Consider the following 19,782-nt stretch of genomic DNA (forward strand, 5'->3'; position numbering starts at 1 on the left):
CACCGCTTGGTGAGAACCGGCGTGAGCTTCTCGAGGACCTCCCGCCGCGGAGTGGTGGTCACTTGTTCGCCTCCTTGGCGCCGCGCAGCTTGTCTTCCTGCGGCTTCGGCGCGTCGCCGGCCGGCTTCGCGTCGCTCGCCGGCTTGCTCGCGGCCGCGCCGGCCTGCGCCGCCGGCTTCGCGGAGCCGGCGTCGTCCTTCTTCTTGATCGGGGTGTCCGGGTCGAAGCCCGCGACCGCGATGCCGTGCTGCTGGGCCAACTGCAGGCCGCGCAGCGTCGGGTCGCCGGCCACGCCGTCGGCGACGGCCTCGGCGCGGGTGTCCGGGAAGCCGGCCAGCTGCAGCGACATCTCCTTGAGCGTGCAGAGCCGGGCGCCGCGGCTGGGCTGCGGGCGGTTGCCCCGGCGCAGCTCGTCGACCAGTTCCACCGCGCTGTCGGGCGTCACGTTGTCGAAGAAGTCGTAGTTGACGGTCATGACCGGGCCGTAGTCGCAGGCCGCCAGGCATTCGGCGTGTTCGAGCGTGATCGAGCCGTCGGCGGTGGTCTCGTCGTGCCCGACACCGAGGTGCTCGCTGACCGTGTCGTAGACCTCCTGGCCGCCGAGCACGTTGCACATCGTGTTGGTGCAGACGCTGACCAGGTAGTCACCGGTCGGGCGGCGCTTGTACATCGTGTAGAACGACGCGACGGCGCCGACCTGCGCCTTGTTGATGCCCAGCACCTCGGCGCAGAACTCCACGCCGGCCGGCGAGACGTGCCCCTCGACCGACTGCACCAGGTGCAGCAGCGGGAGCAGGGCGGACCGGACGCGGTCGGCCGGGTAGCGGCCCAGGATCTCCCGGGCCCGCTGCCGGATCTCCTCGTCGAAGACCGTCGTTGGCGTCGTCATCGGTCACACCCACCCATCACCGGGTCCAGCGACGCTCCACCGGCGATGACGTCGGCGATCAGGCCGCCCTCCGCCATCGCCGGGAGCGCCTGCAGGTTCACGAAGCTGGGCTCGCGGAAGTGCACCCGGTAGGGCCGGGTGCCGCCGTCGGACACCGCGTGGGCGCCCAACTCCCCGCGCGGGCCCTCGATCGCCACGTAGACCTGGCCGGGCGGCACCCGGAAGCCCTCGGTGACGAGCTTGAAGTGGTGGATCAGCGACTCCATCGACTGACCCATGATCTTGGCGACGTGCTCCAGCGAGTTGCCGAGGCCGTCGGTGCCGATCGCGAGCTGCGCCGGCCAGGCGATCTTCTTGTCGTGCACCATGATCGGGCCGGGCCGGAGCCGGTCGAGGCACTGCTCGATCAGCTTGAGCGACTCGCGCATCTCGGCGAGCCGCACCTGGTAGCGGCCCCACACGTCGCCATCAGTCGAGGTCGGCACGTCGAACTCGTAGGTGTCGTAGCCGCAGTAGGGCATCGTCTTGCGCAGGTCCCACGGCAGGCCGGCCGAGCGCAGCACCGGGCCGGTCACGCCCAGCGCGACGCAGGCGGTCACGTCGAGCACGGCCACGCCCTGGGTGCGCTCGGTCCAGATCGGCTGGCCGGAGAGCAGGTCCTCGTACTCCTTGAGCTTCTTGGGCATCATCGCCAGGAACTCGCGGATCTTCTTGACCGCGCTGTCCGGCACGTCCTGCGCGACGCCGCCCGGGCGCACGTAGGCCATATTCATCCGCAGGCCGGAGACCATCTCGAAGATCTCGAGGATGTATTCGCGCTCGCGGAAGCCGTACAACATCATCGAGATGGCGCCCAGTTCCATGCCGGTGGTGGCCAGCCAGACCAGGTGCGACGAGATCCGGTTGAGCTCCATCATCAGCACGCGGATGGTGGTGGCCCGCTCGGTGATCTCGTCTTCGATGCCGAGCAGCTTCTCCACCGCCAGGCTGTAGGCGGTCTCGTTGAAGATCGGCGAGAGGTAGTCCATCCGGGTCACGAACGTCGTGCCCTGCACCCAGTTGCGGTACTCGATGCTCTTCTCGATGCCGGTGTGCAGGTAGCCGACGACCGAGCGCAGATCACGGACCGTCTCACCCTCGAGTTCGAGGACCAGCCGCAGCACGCCGTGTGTCGACGGGTGCTGCGGACCCATGTTGACGATGATGCGCTCGTCGCTGACCGGGTCGGTGCCGCTGACAACGGTGTCCCAGTCGCCGCCGGTAACGGTGAAGACCTTGCCCTCGGACGTTTCGCGCTCGGTGGCGTAGGTCGGGTTCGTGGTCACTGGTAGCTCCTCCGCCGGTCCGGCGCGGGGATCTCGGCGCCCTTGTATTCGACCGGGACCCCGCCGAGCGGGTAGTCCTTGCGCTGCGGGTGGCCTTCCCAGTCGTCCGGCATGAGGATCCGGGTCAGGCCGGGGTGGCCGTCGAAGATGATGCCGAACATGTCGTAGGTCTCCCGCTCCTGCCAGTCGGCGGTCGGGTAGACCTGGGTGACCGACGGCACGTGCGGGTGCTCGACGCCGACCGCGACCTCGAGCCGCACCCGGCGCCGGTAGGTCATCGACGCGAGGTGGTAGGTCACGTGCAGCCGGCGCTCGTCGGCACCGAGATAGTCCACAGCGGACACCGACGAGCACAGCTCGAAGCGCAGCGACTCGTCGTCGCGCATCGTGCGGCAGACCTCGGCGATCCGCTCGGGCTTGACGTGCAGCGTCAGCTCGTTGCGGTCGACGACGACCTTCTCGATGGCGTCGTCGAGACCCGGGAACGCCTCGTCGAGTGCGTCGTAGACCTCGTCGAAGTAGCCGCCGTAGGGCCGCTCGCTGCCGCCGCCACCGACGCGCCGGCGGACCAGGCCGCCGAAGCCGGACGTGTCACCGGAGCCGGAGATGCCGAACATGCCGCGACCGGCCACGGAGGACGGAGGCAGCTCGGCCGGGGCGCCGGTGGTGGCACCGACCGGCGTGGCCTGCACCGGCACGCCGCCACCGGGCTTGGCGCTCGGCGGGGCCGGCTGCTGGTTGGTCGGGTTGGCCGTCTCGTCGGGCGGCGGAGTCCGCTGCGCGTGCTCCTTCGGGTCGGCTACCGGGTCCTTGTTGGCCACCGGGTCTTTGCCGGGCGACGTGGTCACCACCGTCCACCTCCCTGGAGATGACGTTCTTCCTTCATCCAGTTCTCGATCCGCAACTGCTCCTCGCGGCCCTCGCGAACCGCCTGGGTCCACTCGGCCCGCCGGGCCTTGTCGTTGCGGTAAGAGGAAGGCATCGAGCCGTAGGGCACGACCGGCACGTCACCGCGCTCCTTACGCTGCTCGAGCATCTTGCGCCCGTTGGGGCCGAGCGGCTCGTGGTTGATCTTCTCGCGCAGCTTGAGGATCGCGTCGATCAGCATCTCGGGCCGCGGCGGGCAGCCGGGCAGGTACATGTCGACCGGCACGACGTGGTCGACGCCCTGCACGATCGCGTAGTTGTTGAACATGCCGCCGCTGCTGGCGCAGACGCCCATGGAGAGCACCCAGCGGGGCTCGGCCATCTGGTCGTAGATCTGGCGCAGCACGGGCGCCATCTTCTGCGACACCCGGCCGGCCACGATCATCAGGTCGGCCTGGCGGGGCGAAGCGCGGAACACCTCCATGCCCCAGCGACCCAGGTCGTAGTGCGGGCCGCCGGCGGCCATCATCTCGATCGCGCAGCAGGCGAGGCCGAACGTGGCGCCCCAGACCGACGACTTGCGGGACCAGTTGACCAGCTTCTCCACGGAGGTGAGCAGGACGCCCGCGGGGAGTTTCTCTTCGATACCCATGCTGGCGTGCCTCCCTTCAGTCCCAGTCCAAGCCGCCGCGGCGCCAGACGTAGGCGTAGGCGATGAACACGGTGCCGATGAACATGACCATCTCGACGAACCCGAAGAGGCCGAGCGCGTCGAAGCTGACGGCCCACGGGTAGAGGAAGATGATTTCGATGTCGAAGACGATGAAGAGCATCGCCGTCAGGTAGAACTTGATCGGGAACCGGCCGCCGCCGACCGGCTGCGGGCTCGGTTCGATGCCGCACTCGTAAGCGTCGAGCTTGGCCCGGTTGTACCGGCGCGGGCCGGCGATCCGGGCCGACGCGACGGAGAACAGCGCGAAGAAGGCAGCCAGGGCGAACAGCCCCAGGATCGGTGCGTACGGCGAGAGCGTCATGGTCTTCCCCTGCTCGTCCTTCCTGCCCTCTGTCGGGAATCAGCGTCTGAGTATTCACCGTTGTGCGGGCGTGCGCCCGGCGGGGTGCTGTGCTTACACGGCTGGCACGACCCTGGTCATCGCGTTGATGACGCGGTCCATCGCGTCGCCACCGCGCGGATCCGTCAGGTTTGCCAGCAGTTTGAGGACGAACCGCATCAGCGTCGGGTGCGGCATCCCGTGCTTGGTGGCGATCCGCATGATGTGCGGGTTGCCAATCATCTTGACGAATATGTTGCCGAGCCGGTAATAGCCGCCGTAGCGCGCCTTCAGCTCGGCCGGGTAGGCGGCCAGCGCGCGCTCGCGGTCGACGCCGGTGCGGCCGAGCGCCTGCGCGACCACCTCCGCGGCGAGTTCGCCGGACTCCATCGCGTACGCGATGCCTTCGCCGTTGAAGGGGTTGACCATGCCGCCGGAGTCGCCGACCAGTAGCACGCCGCGGGTGTAGTGGGGCACCCGGTTGAAGCCCATCGGCAGCGCCGCGCCGAGGATCGGGCCGTCGGCGTTGGCCTCGTCGTTCATGCCCCAGTCGTCGGGCGTCGCGCCGAGCCACTCGGTGAGCATCCGGCGGTAGTTGGTCTTGCCGAACGCGGCCGACGAGTTGAGCACGCCCAGGCCCACGTTGACCCTGCCGTCGCCCATGCCGAAGATCCAGCCGTAGCCGGGCAGCAGCCGGTCGCCGCCCTCTTTGCTGCGCAGCTCGAGCCACGACTCGAGGTAGTCGTCGTCGTGCTTGGCCGGCGAGTGGTAGTAGCGCCGGACGGCCACCCCGATCGGCCGGTCTTCGCGCTTGGCCAGGCCGAGCGCGAGCGGGAAGCGGCCGGAGACGCCGTCGGCCGAGATGATCAGCGGGGCGCGGAACTCGCGCGGCTCGCCGCCCTCGGTGTCGGCCTTGACGCCGATGGCGCGGCCGGTGTCGTCGACGACCGGGCCGGTGACGGTCACGCCGGTGCGCAGGTCGGCGCCGGCCTTGACGGCCTGCTTCGCGAGCAGGTCGTCGAAGTCGAAGCGGGTGCGCACCAGGCCGTAGTTGGGGAAGCTGGCCAGGTCGGGCCAGTCGAGCTCGAGGCGGACGCCGCCGCCGATCACCCGCAGGCCCTTGTTGGGCAGCCAGCCCTGCTCCTCGAACGAGCCGCCGGCCGTGACACCCATCTTGATGAGCTGCTTGACCGCGCGCGGGGTCAACCCGTCGCCGCAGACCTTCTCCCGCGGGAACTGCGACTTCTCCAGCACCAGCACGCGAATGCCGTGCCGCGCCAGGTGGTAGGCGGTCGTCGAGCCACCCGGACCGGCGCCGACGACGATCACGTCGGCGTCGTTGTCGCTGCTGGTGGCCACCACGACTCCCCCTCTGACCCGGCTTTATCACCCTTGGCGGGGCTCGTGAAATGCTTCACAAGCTCATCGGATGGAGTCTAGAACCGTGGATACTGCGGGCGGCCGGTTAGGTATACCTAACACCGGGCGGACCAGCGAGTTGTTGATCGATGTCCGTTTCGCCAACGCGGCATATCCGAAAAATCATCATTGGCGTACGCCGCGGTGCAGCGCGACGATCCCCGCGGACAGATTCCGCCACCCCACCTGGCCCCATCCGGACTCTTGGATCCGGGTCGCAAGATCGCGCTGGTTGGGCCACATCTGGATCGACTCCGCGAGGTAGACGTAGGCGTCCGGGTTGCTGGACACCCGCCGAGCGACCGCCGGGAGTGACTGCATCAGGTAGGAGAGGTAGATGGTGCGGAAGGTGAAGTTGGTCGGGTGGCTGAACTCACAGACCACCAGCCGGCCGCCGGGCCTCGTGACCCGGGCCAGCTCACGCAGGGCGGCGCGGGTGTCGACGACGTTGCGCAGCGCGAACGAGATGGTCACCGCGTCGAAGGTGGCGTCGGCGAACGGCAGCCTCAGGGCATCGCCGGCCAGCAGCGGCACGAACGGGCGGCTGTGGCGGCCGGCGCGGAGCATCCCGATCGACAGGTCGGCGCCCACCGCGTAGGCGCCGGAGCGTTCGAGTTCCTCCGTCGAGACGCCGGTGCCGGCGCCGACGTCGAGGACCTTCTCCCCTGTCCGCAGATGCAGCGCGGCCCGGGTGGCCCGCCGCCAGCCGCGGTCCTGCCCGAAGGACAGGACGGTGTTGGTCAGGTCGTACCGCTCGGCGACCCCGTCGAACATCTCGGCGACTTCGTGCGGCTGCTTGTCCAAGTTGGCGCGCGTCACCCGGCCACTCTATGGAACGGCCCGCTCCCGAGGTGGGAGCGGGCCGCGTATCGCTGGCTTTCTCAGTCACTCCGCGACGAAGCGGCGGCGCCGACGCATGGCCAGCACCAGCACCAGACCGGCGACGAGAACCGCGACACCGACGCCGGCGATCAGAGCGGTCGACGAGCCGGTGCGCGGCAGGCTGCCGCCACCCTCGCCCGGCGAGCCCGGCTCACCCGGAGCCGGCGTGGTCGGCTCGCCCGACGGAGCCGCGCCGACGAACACGTCGAACCGGGCCTGGTTGTCGATCGGGTCGGCGTCGACGAGTTGCTTGCGCTGGCCCTGGGTGGCCATCCGCCCCTCGTCACCGGGCTCCTCCGGGTCGGTGGCACCCGGGTCGACCGCGGTCGCGTCGATGATGCCGTCGGTGAGCACACCGGCAGGCGCGTCGGCGGCGACCTTGACGGTGATCTCCGGCAGCAGCACCTCGCCCGGCTTGAGCACGACCTCGTCGTCTTCGCAGACGATGCCGTTGGCGTCTTCGCGGGCCACGCAACCGTCCGGCATGGACGCGACCGAGGTGCCCTCGGGCAGCTTGACCGCGTAGGCGATGCCGACCACGCGCTTGCTGCCGTTGTTGAAGATCGCCGAGTCGAGCGGCGCGGTGCCACCCGGCGGGACCGGGGTCCTGGTCTCCTCGCCGACCTCGTCGCCGTCGGCGACCACACCGGCGTAGACGTCTTGCGCCCACACCGTCAGGTCGTAGCTCTTCGGCTCGACGGTGACGTCGACGTCGGCGACGTTGTTCTCGTCGTTGGTGTCGCCGGGGACGATCGCGGTGACGGTGAAGTAGCCGCCGTCGCCCTTCTTGCCGTTGGCGTTGAACAGCGGAACGCCGATCACCACGTCCTGCCCGGCGGCGATGTCACCGATCGGGCAGGTGTAGGCCGCCTTGCCGGCCTTGCTGCAGCCGGCCGGCGTGACATACCCGATCTTTCCGGTCAGGTTGGACAGCTCGACCTTGACCGAGACGCCGGTCGCGTCGCCGCTGCCGAAGTTGCGCAGCTCGACCTGGAAAGGCTTGGCCTTAGCCTCCTTGACGCCCTTGGCGATGTGGAGGCTGATCGGTGTGACGGCGACATCGGGCCCGGCGGCGGCCGCGACGGCCGGGCCGGCGACGGCGACAAGGCCGACCGCGAGAACGGTGGCGGCGCCGGCGCTGAGAGCCGCGGCGCGCAAGCGCGTGTTCATCTGCTCCCTCATGGGGTTAACGAGGCTGGTGTGACCTGTGTGACAGGTGAGAACAGCGCACAGTAACTCCCGGCGCGCGCCGGCGCCAGACGGTGATCGGATCGAAAAACGCCGAAGCGGGATGGTTTCCCATCCCGCTTCGGCTCTATATGTACGACCGCCTAGCGGTCGGCGTCTCGTGGGCAAGCCCGGGTGCCGCGTGCTGCGGCGACGTCAGGGACGCTATCGACCCACGAAAACCGCCCGCTAGCAGCCGGTATCAATCGTGTGCTGACCGTTGCCGAAATGTTGCCGAACGCTCGGCTGAAACGTTTTTCAGCGTGATTCGACGAGCGGCAGCGGCGTGCCGGCCCCGCCACCGGGCATCGCGATCGACGAGAAATGCGAGACCACCCGGTCGTCGGTGGGGTCGTCGGCCGGCGTCAGGTGCACGCGCAGGTGGTTGTAGAGGGTGTCGCGCTGCGCCGGGATCCGGCCCGCGGACCGGATCATCCAGATCAGCTCGTGCAGGTTGGACCGGTGCCGCGCACCGGCCGAGGAGATGACGTTTTCCTCGAGCATGATCGAGCCGAGGTCGTCGACGCCCATGTGCAGCGCGAGCTGGCCGACGTCTTTGCCGGTGGTCAGCCACGACGCCTGCAGGTGCGGCACCGTCTCGAAGAACAGCCGGGCGACCGCGATCAGCCGGAGGTATTCCAGCGTCGTGGCCTGCGTACGCCCCTTGAGGTGGTTGTTCTCCGGTTGGTAGGTCCACGGGATGAAGGCCCGGAAGCCGCGGGTGCGGTCCTGCACGTCGCGGATCATCCGCAGGTGCTCGATCCGCTCGGCGTTGGTCTCGCCGGTGCCCATCATCATCGTCGCGGTGCTCTCCAGGCCTTGGCCGTGGGCGATCTCCATCACCTCGAGCCAGCGCGCACCGGACTCTTTGAGCGGCGCGATCGCCTTGCGCGGCCGGTCGGGCAGCATCTCCGCACCGGCACCGGCGATCGAGTCGAGACCGGCGGCCTTGATGCGGGAGATGGCCTCGTCGAGCGAGACGCCGGAGACCTTCGCCATGTGCAGGATCTCGGACGGGCCGATCGAGTGGATGACCAGCTGCGGGTATGCGGCCTTGACCGCGCCGAACAGCTCCTCGTAGTACTCGACGCCGTAGTCTGGGTGGTGGCCGCCCTGCAGCATCACCTGGGTCGCACCGAGTTCCACCGCCTCGCCACAGCGACGCAGGATCTCCTCGGTCGGGTGGGTCCAGCCCTCGGCGTGCTTGGGCGCCCGGAAGAACGCGCAGAACTTGCACGCGGTCACGCAGACGTTGGTGTAGTTGATGTTGCGGTCGATCAGGTAGGTGACGATCCCGTCCGGGTAGCGCCGGCGGCGCACCGCGTCGGCCGCCTCGCCGAGCGCATGGAACGGCGCCTCGGTGTAGAGCAGCAGCGCTTCCTCGGCGGTGATCCGACCGCCGTCGGCGCCACGCTGCAGAACGTCGTCGATCTCCCGCCGGTTGTCCACCCACCGAGCCTAGCCCGGCGGCAATCGGGCATCGGGCCGGACCGCGCGGGTAGTGTCGATCGTCGCGCAGGAGGGGTTTGTCGGGGTGACGGTGGTGCACGGCGTATGGGCGGGCGGTCGGCTGGCCCTGTGGGGTGAGACGACGCCGCCCGACGGCCCGGGCGAGCTGGTCACGCTCACCCTCACGCTGCCCACAGCCGACGGTCGCCCGCTGCCCGCGTCGGCCGAACCGCCGGCGGACGCGGTGCTCGCGCAGTGGCCGGTGCAGGCCCGTGTGGTCGATCCGGCCGCCGCGTTCGACCTGCTCAGCACGCTCGACGACGACGCCGGCGGTGATCTGCGTTACCTGGCCGTGGTCGCCGAATACGCGCGCGGCCTGCTCCGCCGCGGCCGCCTGTTGCCTGCGCTGGTGACCGAGGCCGGCACCCACGCGGCACGCTGGCGCCCGGTGCTGACCGGCCGTGACGCGACCGCGTTCCGCACGCTGGCGGCCGCGATGCCACCGGCGCTGCGGGCTGCCGGCGCGCCGCCACCCGGCGAGGTGCTGCACGGCCTGCTCGACGCTTTCGTCGACGCGGCGGCCCGGTCGTCCCTCCCCGACCGCCTGTTGCTCGGTCACCGCCCGGGCCCGAAGGCGCCGGTCGCCGACCGCTGGATGCGCGCGCTGACCGCGCCCGACCCGACCGTCACCGCCACCGCGGCGCAACGGCCGGAACTGGCCGCGCTGCGCACCGCGCTCGGCGCCTGGCACGCCGCCGCGCACCAGGCCAACGACCCGGTCCGGGTCTGCTTCCGGCTGGTCGAGCCGCTGCCCACCACCGACCGTTGGGACCTCGAGTTCGCGCTGCAGTCGGTCGACGACCCGTCGCTGTACGTACCGGCCGAGGTCGTCTGGGCCGGCCAGCGGGTGCCCGGCCTGCCCGCGCGCCCCGACGAGACGCTGCTGGCCGGCCTCGGCCGCGCGGTGCGCCTGTTCCCACCGCTCGACGAGGCGCTCCGGGTGGCCCGACCGACCGAGAGCACCCTGGACACGGCGGCCGCGTTCACGTTCCTCCGCCAGGCCGCGCCGTTGCTGCAGGCCGCCGGCTACGGGGTGCAGTTGCCGGCCTGGGCGGGGCGCAAGAGCCTGGGCCTGAAGCTCACCACCCGCGCGAAAGCCGCCGGCAAGGCCCTGGCCGCGCAGGGCGTCGGCCGGGACCAACTCGTCGACTTCAAAGTCGACCTGATGGTCGGCGACGAGGAGATCAGCGCCGACGACCTGCACGACCTGGCCCGTCTCAAGGTGCCGCTGCTGCGGGTCAAGGGCCGCTGGGTCGAGCTCGACGACCGCCAGCTCACGGCCGCGATCCGCGCGGTCGAGCAGCACCGCTCGGGCGAGATGACGATCGCGGAGGTGCTCGGCCAGGTCGCCGCGGGCGGTGACGAGGAACTGCCCCTGGTCACGGTCGACGCCGACGGCTGGCTCGGCGACCTCCTGTCCGGCGACGCCGACCACCGCCTGCGGCCGACCCCGACGCCGGCGGCTTTTCAGGGCACCCTGCGCCCGTACCAGGAACGCGGCCTGTCCTGGCTCGACTTCCTCACCCGCCTGGGCATCGGCGGCGTCCTGGCAGACGACATGGGCTTGGGGAAAACTGCCCAGACCCTGTCACTGCTGCTTTCCGAGCGGGAGCAGGCTTCCGACGTCGGGGCGACGCTGCTGGTTTGCCCGATGTCGCTGGTGAGCAACTGGCGTAAGGAGGCCGAGAAGTTCGCGCCCTCGCTCGACGTCTACGTGCATCACGGCGCGACCCGGGACGCCGCCCGGCTGGAGACGGCCGACCTGGTCATCACCACCTACGGCACGGCCCTGCGGGATCTTGACGCGTTGCGGGCGGTCGAGTGGGGGCGGGTGGTCTGCGACGAGGCGCAGGCGATCAAGAACTCGGCCGCGCGGCAGTCGCAGGCCGTGCGGGCGATTCCCGCGCGGACCCGGCTCGCGCTGACCGGCACGCCGGTCGAGAACCATCTCGCCGAGCTGTGGTCCATCATGGACTTCGCCAATCCCGGGATGCTCGGGCCGGCCAAGACGTTCCGGCGGCGGTATCAGGAGCCGATCGAGGTGCGGCAGGACGAGGAGGCGGCCGCGGCGCTCAAGCGGGCCACCGGGCCGTTCGTGTTGCGACGGCTCAAGACCGACAAGACCATCATCTCCGACCTGCCGGAGAAGCTGGAGATGAAGGTGTGGTGCCCGCTGACCCCGGAGCAGGCCGCGCTCTACCAGGCCGTCGTCGACGACATGCTCAACAAGATCGGGTCGAGTTCGGGCATCGAGCGGCGCGGCAACGTGCTGGCCGCGATGACCCGGCTCAAGCAGGTCTGCAACCATCCCGCGCACCTGTTGCGGGACGGCTCCCGGCTCGCTGGGCGGTCCGGGAAGCTGGCCCGGCTGCAGGAGCTGACCCAGGAGATCGTCGAAGAAGGCGACAAGGGGCTGGTCTTCACGCAGTATGCCGAGTTCGGTTCCCTGCTCCAGCCCTACCTCGCGGCGCAGCTCGACCGGCCGGTGCTCTGGCTACACGGTGGGCTGTCCAAACAGCGGCGCGACGAGCTGGTGGCCAGGTTCCAGGACGATACCGAGCCGATGATCTTCTTGTTGTCGCTCAAGGCGGCGGGCACCGGGCTCAACCTGACCGCCGCCAACCATGTCATCCACGTCGACCGGTGGTGGAACCCGGCCGTCGAGGACCAGGCCACCGACCGCGCCTACCGGATCGGGCAGGCCCGCAACGTGCAGGTCCGCAAGTTCATCTGCACCGGCACCATCGAGGAGCGGGTCGACGAGATGATCGAGCGGAAGAAGGCGCTGGCACAGAGCGTCGTCGGCACCGGCGAGGAGTGGCTCACCGAGCTGTCCACCGAGGAGCTGCGCGACCTGTTCGCGCTCGATCCGAAGGCGGTGGGCTGATGCCGATCGGTCCGGACGGCTGGTTCGAGGGCGGCAAGGCGATCAAGGTCGAGGGCGGCATCAAGGCCCGCTCCAAGCGCGGCACGATCGGCGAGCAGTGGTGGTCACGCCGGTTCATCGACATCCTGGAAGGCATCTGCGACAAGGGCCGGCTCGACCGCGGTCGCCGCTACGCGCGCGCCGGCCAGGTGCTCAACCTCGACCTCGAGCCGGGTCAGGTGCGCGCGCGGGTGCAGGGCTCGCGCACGGAGCCCTACGAGATCGAGATCAAAATTCCGCCGTACGACGAGGAAGCCTGGACCCGGGTCGAACGAGCGCTCGCCGACCAGGCGGTGTTCCGGGCCAAGCTGCTCGCCGGCGAGATGCCGACCCAGATCGTGGCCGTCTTCGACGAACTCGGCCTGCCGCTGTTCCCGGCCGAGTTCGACATGCGCTGCTCCTGCCCCGACTGGGGCTTCCCGTGCAAGCACCTGTCGGCGGTGCTCTACCTGCTCGCCGAGGCGTTCGACGACGACCCGTTCCTGGTGCTGGCCTGGCGCGGCCGCGAGCGCGACGACCTGCTCGGCGCACTGCGCGGCCCGGTCGTCGACGACCAGCCGGTGGACCCGCTCGACGTGCCGGACGCACCGCTGACGGTGGCCGACTTCTACACCGCGGGCACCTCGCTGGCGCGGCTCAAGGAGCTGCCGGGCGGGACGGCCGCGCCGCCGGAACTGCTGTTGCGGGTGCTCGACCCGCCGCCGGTGCGGGTGCGGCATATCCCGCTGGTCGACCTGCTCCGGCCGGTCTACCGGCAACTGGCCGAGCCGGCGAACGACGAGCCGGCCGGCGAACCCGGCGATCAGCCGTCGTAGTCGACGACCAGCTTGTCGGTGACCGGGCTCGACTGGCAGGTCAACACGTAGCCGCGGGCGACCTCGTCGGGCTCGAGCGCGTAGTTGCGGGCCATCGTGACCTCACCCTCGACGATCCGGGCCCGGCAGGTCGAGCAGACCCCGCCCTTGCAGGCGAACGGCAGCTCGGAGCGGACCCGCAGCGCGGCGTCGAGGACCCGTTCGTCACGGCGCATCCGCAGCGTGGACACCCGGCCGTCGAGCAGCACCGAGACCTCGACCGGGGCGGCGTCGTCGGCCGTGCTGGCGCGGCGCGGCGGTTCGGGCACGTCGTCGACGTGGAACAGCTCGGTGTGCACGGTCGTGACACCGCGGCCGGCGAGCACGTTGCGGGCGTCGGTGACCAGGCCGTAGGGGCCGCAGAGAAACCACTCGTCGACCTGCTCGGCCGGAACGAGCGAGTCGAGCAGCCGGGCCAGCCGGTCGGCGTCGATCCGACCGGAGAGCAGCTCGGACTCGCCGGGCTCCTGGGAGAGCACGTGCACCACGTGCAGCCGCGCGGCGTATCGGTCCTTGAGGTCGCCGAGCTCGTCGACGAACATCACGCTGCGCGCGAAGCGGTTGCTGTACACCAGGGTGAACTGGCTCTGTTCCTCGACGGCGAGGGCGGTGGCGATCAGCGACAGCACCGGGGTGATGCCCGAGCCGGCGGCGATCGCGCCGTAGTGCCGGCGCCGGCCGGGCTCGAACGGCGAGGTGAACTTGCCGAGCGGCGGCATCACGTCGATGGCGTCGCCGCTGCGCAGCGCGCTCGCCGCGTAGCTGGAGAAGACGCCGCCGGGTATCTCCTTGACACCGATCCGGAGCAGCCCGTCGCGTTCCAGGGCCGACGGCGTCGAGCAGATGGAGTACGAGCGGCGGGCGTCGTCGTCGACCTTGCGCACGGTCAGGTGCTGGCCGGCCCGGAAGGCGAACTGGTCGCGCAGCTCGGCCGGCACAGCGAAGGTGATCGCGACGGCGTCGTCGGTCAGCCGGTCGATCGCCGCCACGGGCAGCGGGTGGAACACCGGGCGCCGGCGGGTCGGCCGGCTGATCGTCACGCTCATCGTCAGTAGGCCTTCATCGCGTCGAACGGCTCGCCGCAGGCCCGGCACCGCCACAGCGCCTTGCAGGCGGTCGAGCCGAAGCGGCTGAGCTGCTCGGTCTCGGGCGAGCCGCAGTGCGTGCAGCGCACGGCGATGGTCAGGGCCACCGGCGGAGCCGGTGCGGTCGGCCCGGCGGCTCGGGTCGGGGCGGGTGGTGCGATGCCGGCGGCGGCCAGCTTGGCCCGCCCGTCCGGCGAGATCCAGTCGGTCGACCAGGCTGGCGCGAAGACTGTGCGCACGTCGTGGTCGGCGTGCCCGGCGGCGCGCAGCGCGGCGCCGATGTCGGCCCGGATCACCTCCATCGCCGGGCAGCCGGTGTAGGTCGGCGTGATCGTCACGGTGACGTGCCCGCTGTCGTCGGTCTCGACGTCGCGCAGGATGCCCAGCTCGGCGATGGTGACGACGCGCAGCTCCGGGTCGACGACCGTGGCCACCGCCTCGCGCGCCGTCACCAGCGGGCTCCCGGATGGGCCCGGTGCAGCTCCTGCATCTCGGCCAGCAGCTCGACCAGGTGCTTGCGCTCGCCGGTCGGCTCGGCGACGGTGGCGGGCACGGTCAGCGTGGCCCGGCCGAGCACGTCTTCCACGGTGGACGACCAGGGTGCCCGCAGGTCGGCGAACGCGACCGGGCCGCCCTCGCCGGCGAACAGGCCGGGTGTGTAGGGCCACAGGCCGTCGATGGCGGCCTGCATGCGCTGGTGCGACTCGTCGGTGCCGTCGCCCAACCGCAGTGTCCACAGGGTGCTGTGGTCGAGGTGGTAGGCCGACTCCTTGCGGGCCTTGCCGGCGATCGCGGCCAGCCGCTCGTCACCGGCGCCGGCCAGGGCGTCGTAGAGCGGCAGCTGGAACGCGGAGAGCAGCAGCAGCTTGGCGATCACCACGCCGAAGTCGGGCTCGGGCTGCTCGACCAGCCGGCAGTTGCGGAACGCGGCGGCATCGCGGGTGTAGGCCAGCGCGTCTTCGTCGCGGCCCGCGCCCTCCAGCTCGCCTGCGTAGGTGAGCAGCAGCCGCGCGGCGCCGAGCTGGTCGAGCGCGATGTTGGCCAGCGCGACGTCTTCTTCCATCTCCGGGCCGGCGGCATACCAGGCACCGAAGCGCTGGGCGGTGACGAGTGCGTCATCGCCGAGTCGGAGGACGTAGTCGACCGTGGTCACAGGTGCTTCGCTCCGTCGGGGACGTCGTAGAAGGTGGGGTGCCGGTAGACCTTGTCGGCGGCCGGGTCGAAGAACGCGTCCTTCTCGTCGGGGCTGGACGCGGTGATCGCGGTGGCCGGGACCACCCAGATCGACACGCCCTCTTCCCGCCGGGTGTAGAGGTCGCGGGCGTTGCGCAGGGCCAACTCGGCGTCGGGCGCATGCAGGCTGCCCACGTGGGTGTGTGACAACCCGCGCCGGGGACGCACGAACACCTCGAACAACGGTTCACCGGTCATACCGCCACCGCCTCCTGTCGCTTGGCGGCGTAGGCCGCGGCCGCCTCGCGTACCCAGGCGCCTTCGGAATGGGCCCGGCGGCGATGGGCCATCCGTTCGGTGTTGCAGGGGCCGTCGCCCTTGATCACCCGCATCAGCTCGTCGAAGTCGGGCGCGCTGAAGTCGTGTGCCTGCCGCTCGTCGTTCCAGCGCAGGTCGGGGTCGGGAATCCGCAGGCCGAGCACGCCGGCCTGCTGGACGCACATGTCGACGAAGCGTTGCCGCAACTCGTCGTTGGAGAACCGCTTGATCTTCCAGGCCATCGACTGCTCGGAGTGGGTCGAGTCGGTGTCGGGCGGCCCGAACATGGCCAGCGACGGGTACCACCAGCGGTCGATCGCGTCCTGGGCCATCTCGTGCTGGGCCGGGGTGCCGTGCGAGAGCGTGTGCAGGATCTCGTAGCCCTGCCGCTGGTGGAAGGACTCCTCCTTGCAGATCCTGATCATCGCGCGCGCGTAGGGCCCGTAGGAGCAGCGGCACAGCGGCACCTGGTTGACGATCGCGGCGCCGTCGACGAGCCAGCCGATCGCGCCGATGTCGGCCCAGGTCAGCGTCGGGTAGTTGAAGATCGAGCTGTATTTCTGGCGGCCGTCGAGAAGCAGGCCGACCAGTTCTTCGCGGGTGACTCCGAGGGTCTCGGCGGCCGCGTAGAGGTAAAGGCCGTGGCCGGCCTCGTCTTGCACCTTGGCCAGCAGGATCGCCTTGCGCTTGAGCGAGGGCGCCCGGGTGATCCAGCTGCCCTCGGGCTGCATTCCGATGATCTCGGAGTGGGCGTGCTGGGCGATCTGCCGGACCAGGCCGCGCCGGTAGGCGTCGGGCATCCAGTCGCGGGGCTCGATCTTCTGGTCGGCCGCGATCACCGCGTCGAAGTAGTCCTGAAGTGCCGCCGGGTCGCCTTCGACCCGACCATGGTGCGCGGCGGCGCGCAGCGCCGCTTCGGCGGCCTCGACCTGCCCGAGGAGACCACCGTCGGACCCGGCATCCGGGCCGGCGAAGTCATTCCCGTACACCCCACCAGTGTTACAGCTTCCCGACACACAAGCCAGCATCTGTAACAAACCCGTGGCGTGCACTAACGCTGGGTAACTGAATCTATGCCGTCCGCGCATAAAGACATCCACTTTGGACAATGAGCTGCGTCACCCGCAGACTAAGATTTCCTTAACTGGAAGGCTGAATGCCACCAAAACCGGGCGATCTCGGGCCGCTTACGGAAATTCCACCCGTGCCATCGCGTTACCGAGCGCCGTAGACTTCACCGCGGTAGATCGCCACCCCCGCGATCAATTACCGAGAGCCACCCCCGGCCTGAAAACAACCGGAGATCACCCCTCATGCGTCCTCGCGTGGTTATGGTGCTCGCTCTCGCCGCTATGTTGCTCGGCGGCGTGCTCCTGGTGCCCGCGGCAGTTGCCCAGATCAAAGACGACGGCGGCAGCAGCACCGCGGCGGCAACCGCACCTCCGCCCACGATCGCCCCAAAGGTGGTCGAGCCACCCCAACCGACGCTGGCCCCCGGCCCGGTCTCGGTGAAGGTCGACGGCTTTTACTCCTGGGCGCTGATGGACCTCAAGACCGGCAAGATCTCCGGCTCGAAGAACAGCGCGACGCAGACCAGTTCCACCGAGTCGATGATCAAGACGTGGATCGTCTCCGACTATCTGCGCCAGCTCGACACGAAGGGCGGCACGCTCACCAAGGGCGTCCAGGCCGCGATCCAGGGTGCGATCCGGGACAGCAACGACGACGACGCCGGCCTCATCAACAAACTCGGCGGTGGCACGGCCCAGACCAGGCGGATGATCAGCTGGTGCGGCCTGAAGAACACCCACCTCGGCACCGTCCCCGGATATGTCGGCTGGTGGAGCTTCACCGAGATGTCGGCGCAAGACGTGACCCGGCTCGGCAACTGCATCCAGTCCGGCAAGGCGGCCGGCAAGAAATACACCCCCATGGTGCTCAGCGAGATGAGCAAGGTCCGCGGCAACGTCGCCGACCAGCAGAAATCGCAAGGCGGCGGCCGCTGGGGGATCATCGACGGCCTGCCCAAGGAGATCGTCGCCAAGCAGGGCCCGATCAGCATCAAGAACGGCTGGACCCAGCTCGTCTACGACGGCAACTGGCACATCAGCTGCATGGCCATCAGCAAGTCGTGGGTGCTCGCCGTGCAGACCCGCTACCCGGCCTCGCAGCCGCTGTCCGTCGGCGCCAAGGTGTGCCAGGACACGGCCACGCAGTTGGTCACCCCCAAGGTCGGCGCAGCGCTGCGCGTCCCCTCCTCCAGCAGCACCCAAGGCTGAGCGTTGACTAAATCCTCCAAGCCGCGCCGGGCCCGGCGCGCCACCACCCTCATCGCATTTGTCGTCGTACTCGCCGCCCTTGGCGTCGCCGGGTTGCGGCTCTGGCCCGGGTCGCCGCTGGCCGCCAAGGCGGCCGCGCGCTGGGAGAGTCAGCCCGGCTTCGCCGGCGCCACCGGCGATGCCGAGCCCGACGACGCGTCGCCGACCACCGCGCCGCCGGTCAAGCCGACGCCCGAACTCGAACCGCTGCCGGTCGCGGCGACCGACGTCAAGATCGACCACACCGGCTGGTACTCGTGGGCCCTGCTGGACACCCGTACCGGCAAGATGTCCGGCCCGGCCGACCGCAGCGACCTGAGCACCACCGCGTCGCTGATCAAGTCGTGGATCGGCGCCGACTACCTGCGCCGCTCGGCCGAGCAGGGCACCACGCCCAGCGCCTCGCGGATGGCCCAGGTCGAGACGATGATCAGGGACAGCAACAACGAGGCCGCGCAGTCGCTCTACGAGGCCGACGGCGGCGCTCCGGCGATCAAGCGGTTGATCTCCATGTGCAAGCTGAAGGACAGCAAGGTCGCGGCCGACGGCGGATGGAGCCGCACGCTGCTCTCCCCCGCCGACATCACCCGGCTCGGCGCCTGCATCGCCAACGGCACGGCGGCCGGCCCGAAGTGGACCGACTACCTGCTCGACCAGATGCGCGCGGTGCGCGGCACCGGCGACTTCGGCATGCGCAAGGCGTTCCCGGCGGCCGAGCAGAAGCAGATCGCGATCAAGAACGGCTGGGTCGACCGGACGGCCGAGCAGGAATACCACGTGAGCTGCATGGCGATCGGCGACGGCTGGGTGATCGGCGTGATGGCCAAATACGAGATCAACAAGGGCTACGAGTACGGCGCGAACATCTGCAAGCAGGTCGGCGTGCAACTCCGCGCCGCGGCGTCGAAGGGCTAGATCGAGAAGTCTCGGGCGCTCGGCGTATCGGGTCGATAACCTAGCGTGGTTGATCCTTTGACCGGCGGGGCTGACCTTGAGCACGAGTCACAAGCGCCGCCGGAGCGGCCGCGCCACGACAGTGATTGCCATAGTTGTCGTTCTCGCCGCCTTGTGCGTCGCGGGGCTGCGACTGTGGCCCGGATCGTCGTTCGCCGTGCGGGTCACGGCCCGCTGGCGGAGCGCGCCGGTGGTCGGGGGTGCGCTGGAGAAATCCGGCCTCCTGCCGGCCAGGCCGCAGCCGGAACGTGGGCCGCTGCCGCTGAAGGCGACCGACATCAAGATCATTCAGAGCGGCTGGTTCTCCTGGGCGCTGCTGGACACCCGTACCGGCGCGCTCTCCGGTCCGGACGACCGCGATGTGGTGAGCACCACCGCGTCACTGATCAAGCCGTGGATCGCGGCCGACTTCCTGCGCCGCACGGCCGACCGGGGCCTGACGCCGAGCGAGGAGGATCTGGAGCAGATCGAGTCGATGATCCGCGACAGCGACAACGAGGCAGCCGACGCGCTCTACATCGAAGACGGCCGCGACGATTCCATCCGGCGGTTGATCTCGACGTGCGGGCTGGTGGACAGCCGAGTCGCCGACGACCTCGGCTGGAGCCGCACGCTGATCTCGGCGGCCGACATCACCCGGCTCGGGGCCTGCATCGCGGACGGGCGGGCGGCCGGTCCGAGATGGACCAGCTATCTGCTCGACCAGATGCGCGCGGTCACCGGCACCGGCGACTTCGGCGTCCGCAAGGCGTTCCCGGCGGACCAGCAATCGAAGATCGCCATCAAGAACGGCTGGGTCGACCGCGACGAGGAGCAGGAGTACCACGTCAGTTGCCTGGCGATCGGCGACGGCTGGGTGGTCGGCGTGGTGACCAGATATCAGATCGACAAAGGCTACGAGTACGGCGCCAGGATCTGTGAGCTGGTCGGCCAGCAGCTACGCCAGGCCGCCGGCGGATAAATCGATTCTCGGCCGGGCGCGCG

Annotated in this window: 19 protein-coding genes; 5 read left to right on the top strand and 14 right to left on the bottom strand. The window is 69.9% G+C overall.

The features are described from left to right. Positions 1–58: 58 nt before the first annotated feature. The 9 genes from nuoE to mqnC all read right to left on the bottom strand — a co-directional run bounded on the left by nuoE (position 59) and on the right by mqnC (position 9,110). Positions 59–889 carry an NADH-quinone oxidoreductase subunit NuoE gene (gene nuoE, locus AB0J74_RS20000; protein WP_363449897.1) on the bottom strand — a complete coding sequence of 277 codons (831 nt, stop codon included), beginning with the start codon at positions 887–889 and terminating at the stop codon, positions 59–61. Next, complete coding sequence (locus AB0J74_RS20005) at positions 886–2,214, bottom strand: NADH-quinone oxidoreductase subunit D (RefSeq protein ID WP_363449899.1); 1,329 nt, start codon at positions 2,212–2,214, stop codon at positions 886–888. Before AB0J74_RS20005 ends, nuoE begins: the two co-directional genes overlap by 4 nt. Further along, positions 2,211–2,912 (bottom strand): NADH-quinone oxidoreductase subunit C, encoded by a 702-nt coding sequence (locus AB0J74_RS20010; protein ID WP_363450247.1) that lies wholly within the window; start codon positions 2,910–2,912, stop codon positions 2,211–2,213. Before AB0J74_RS20010 ends, AB0J74_RS20005 begins: the two co-directional genes overlap by 4 nt. 146 nt (positions 2,913–3,058) lie before the next feature. Further along, on the bottom strand, positions 3,059–3,733 hold the full coding sequence (locus AB0J74_RS20015; protein WP_116067387.1) for an NADH-quinone oxidoreductase subunit B: 675 nt from the start codon (positions 3,731–3,733) through the stop codon (positions 3,059–3,061). A gap of 16 nt (positions 3,734–3,749) precedes the next feature. Beyond that, positions 3,750–4,115 carry an NADH-quinone oxidoreductase subunit A gene (locus AB0J74_RS20020; protein ID WP_116067388.1) on the bottom strand — a complete coding sequence of 122 codons (366 nt, stop codon included), beginning with the start codon at positions 4,113–4,115 and terminating at the stop codon, positions 3,750–3,752. A 93-nt stretch (positions 4,116–4,208) separates the two neighbouring features. Then, a complete protein-coding gene (locus AB0J74_RS20025) occupies positions 4,209–5,492 on the bottom strand; it encodes a geranylgeranyl reductase family protein (RefSeq protein ID WP_363449902.1) in 1,284 nt (427 codons plus the stop codon). A gap of 186 nt (positions 5,493–5,678) precedes the next feature. Further along, a complete protein-coding gene (locus AB0J74_RS20030; protein WP_363449904.1) occupies positions 5,679–6,371 on the bottom strand; it encodes a demethylmenaquinone methyltransferase in 693 nt (230 codons plus the stop codon). Between the two features lie 66 nt (positions 6,372–6,437). Then, positions 6,438–7,604 carry an LPXTG cell wall anchor domain-containing protein gene (locus AB0J74_RS20035; RefSeq protein ID WP_363449906.1) on the bottom strand — a complete coding sequence of 389 codons (1,167 nt, stop codon included), beginning with the start codon at positions 7,602–7,604 and terminating at the stop codon, positions 6,438–6,440. 315 nt (positions 7,605–7,919) lie between these two features. Further along, positions 7,920–9,110: a cyclic dehypoxanthinyl futalosine synthase gene (gene mqnC / locus AB0J74_RS20040; protein ID WP_363449908.1), complete on the bottom strand. Its 1,191-nt coding sequence runs from the start codon at positions 9,108–9,110 to the stop codon at positions 7,920–7,922. Positions 9,111–9,195: 85 nt separating this feature from the next. Here mqnC and AB0J74_RS20045 point away from each other — a divergent pair, with 85 nt between their 5' ends. Both AB0J74_RS20045 and AB0J74_RS20050 read left to right on the top strand, forming a co-directional pair. Next, complete coding sequence (locus AB0J74_RS20045) at positions 9,196–12,057, top strand: DEAD/DEAH box helicase (RefSeq protein WP_363450249.1); 2,862 nt, start codon at positions 9,196–9,198, stop codon at positions 12,055–12,057. Then, positions 12,057–12,911: an SWIM zinc finger family protein gene (locus tag AB0J74_RS20050; RefSeq protein ID WP_363449910.1), complete on the top strand. Its 855-nt coding sequence runs from the start codon at positions 12,057–12,059 to the stop codon at positions 12,909–12,911. The genes AB0J74_RS20045 and AB0J74_RS20050 overlap by 1 nt, the downstream gene beginning before the upstream one ends. Here the strand turns inward: AB0J74_RS20050 and paaE are convergent. From paaE to paaA, 5 genes are read right to left on the bottom strand one after another with little or no spacing between them, the layout of a single operon-like run. Beyond that, positions 12,899–13,996 carry a 1,2-phenylacetyl-CoA epoxidase subunit PaaE gene (gene paaE, locus AB0J74_RS20055; RefSeq protein ID WP_363449912.1) on the bottom strand — a complete coding sequence of 366 codons (1,098 nt, stop codon included), beginning with the start codon at positions 13,994–13,996 and terminating at the stop codon, positions 12,899–12,901. The two genes, AB0J74_RS20050 and paaE, sit on opposite strands and share 13 nt — an antisense overlap. A gap of 2 nt (positions 13,997–13,998) precedes the next feature. Next, positions 13,999–14,490, bottom strand: a complete 492-nt coding sequence (gene paaD, locus AB0J74_RS20060; RefSeq protein ID WP_363450251.1) for a 1,2-phenylacetyl-CoA epoxidase subunit PaaD — start codon at positions 14,488–14,490, stop codon at positions 13,999–14,001. Next, positions 14,484–15,188: a 1,2-phenylacetyl-CoA epoxidase subunit PaaC gene (gene paaC / locus AB0J74_RS20065; RefSeq protein ID WP_363449914.1), complete on the bottom strand. Its 705-nt coding sequence runs from the start codon at positions 15,186–15,188 to the stop codon at positions 14,484–14,486. Before paaC ends, paaD begins: the two co-directional genes overlap by 7 nt. Further along, a complete protein-coding gene (gene paaB, locus AB0J74_RS20070; RefSeq protein ID WP_363449916.1) occupies positions 15,185–15,466 on the bottom strand; it encodes a 1,2-phenylacetyl-CoA epoxidase subunit PaaB in 282 nt (93 codons plus the stop codon). The genes paaC and paaB overlap by 4 nt, the downstream gene beginning before the upstream one ends. Continuing rightward, positions 15,463–16,515, bottom strand: a complete 1,053-nt coding sequence (gene paaA, locus AB0J74_RS20075; protein ID WP_363449918.1) for a 1,2-phenylacetyl-CoA epoxidase subunit PaaA — start codon at positions 16,513–16,515, stop codon at positions 15,463–15,465. Before paaA ends, paaB begins: the two co-directional genes overlap by 4 nt. Positions 16,516–16,839: 324 nt before the next feature. Between paaA and AB0J74_RS20080 the strand changes: the two genes are divergently transcribed. The 3 genes from AB0J74_RS20080 to AB0J74_RS20090 all read left to right on the top strand — a co-directional run bounded on the left by AB0J74_RS20080 (position 16,840) and on the right by AB0J74_RS20090 (position 19,759). Then, positions 16,840–17,805 (top strand): hypothetical protein, encoded by a 966-nt coding sequence (locus AB0J74_RS20080; RefSeq protein ID WP_363449920.1) that lies wholly within the window; start codon positions 16,840–16,842, stop codon positions 17,803–17,805. A gap of 3 nt (positions 17,806–17,808) precedes the next feature. After that, positions 17,809–18,759, top strand: coding sequence for a hypothetical protein (locus tag AB0J74_RS20085; protein WP_363449922.1), 951 nt, complete (start codon positions 17,809–17,811; stop codon positions 18,757–18,759). A 196-nt stretch (positions 18,760–18,955) separates the two neighbouring features. After that, positions 18,956–19,759: a serine hydrolase gene (locus AB0J74_RS20090; protein WP_363449924.1), complete on the top strand. Its 804-nt coding sequence runs from the start codon at positions 18,956–18,958 to the stop codon at positions 19,757–19,759. Positions 19,760–19,782: the final 23 nt, after the last annotated feature.

Source organism: Asanoa sp. NPDC049573 (assembly GCF_040676615.1).
GTDB lineage: Bacteria > Actinomycetota > Actinomycetes > Mycobacteriales > Micromonosporaceae > Asanoa.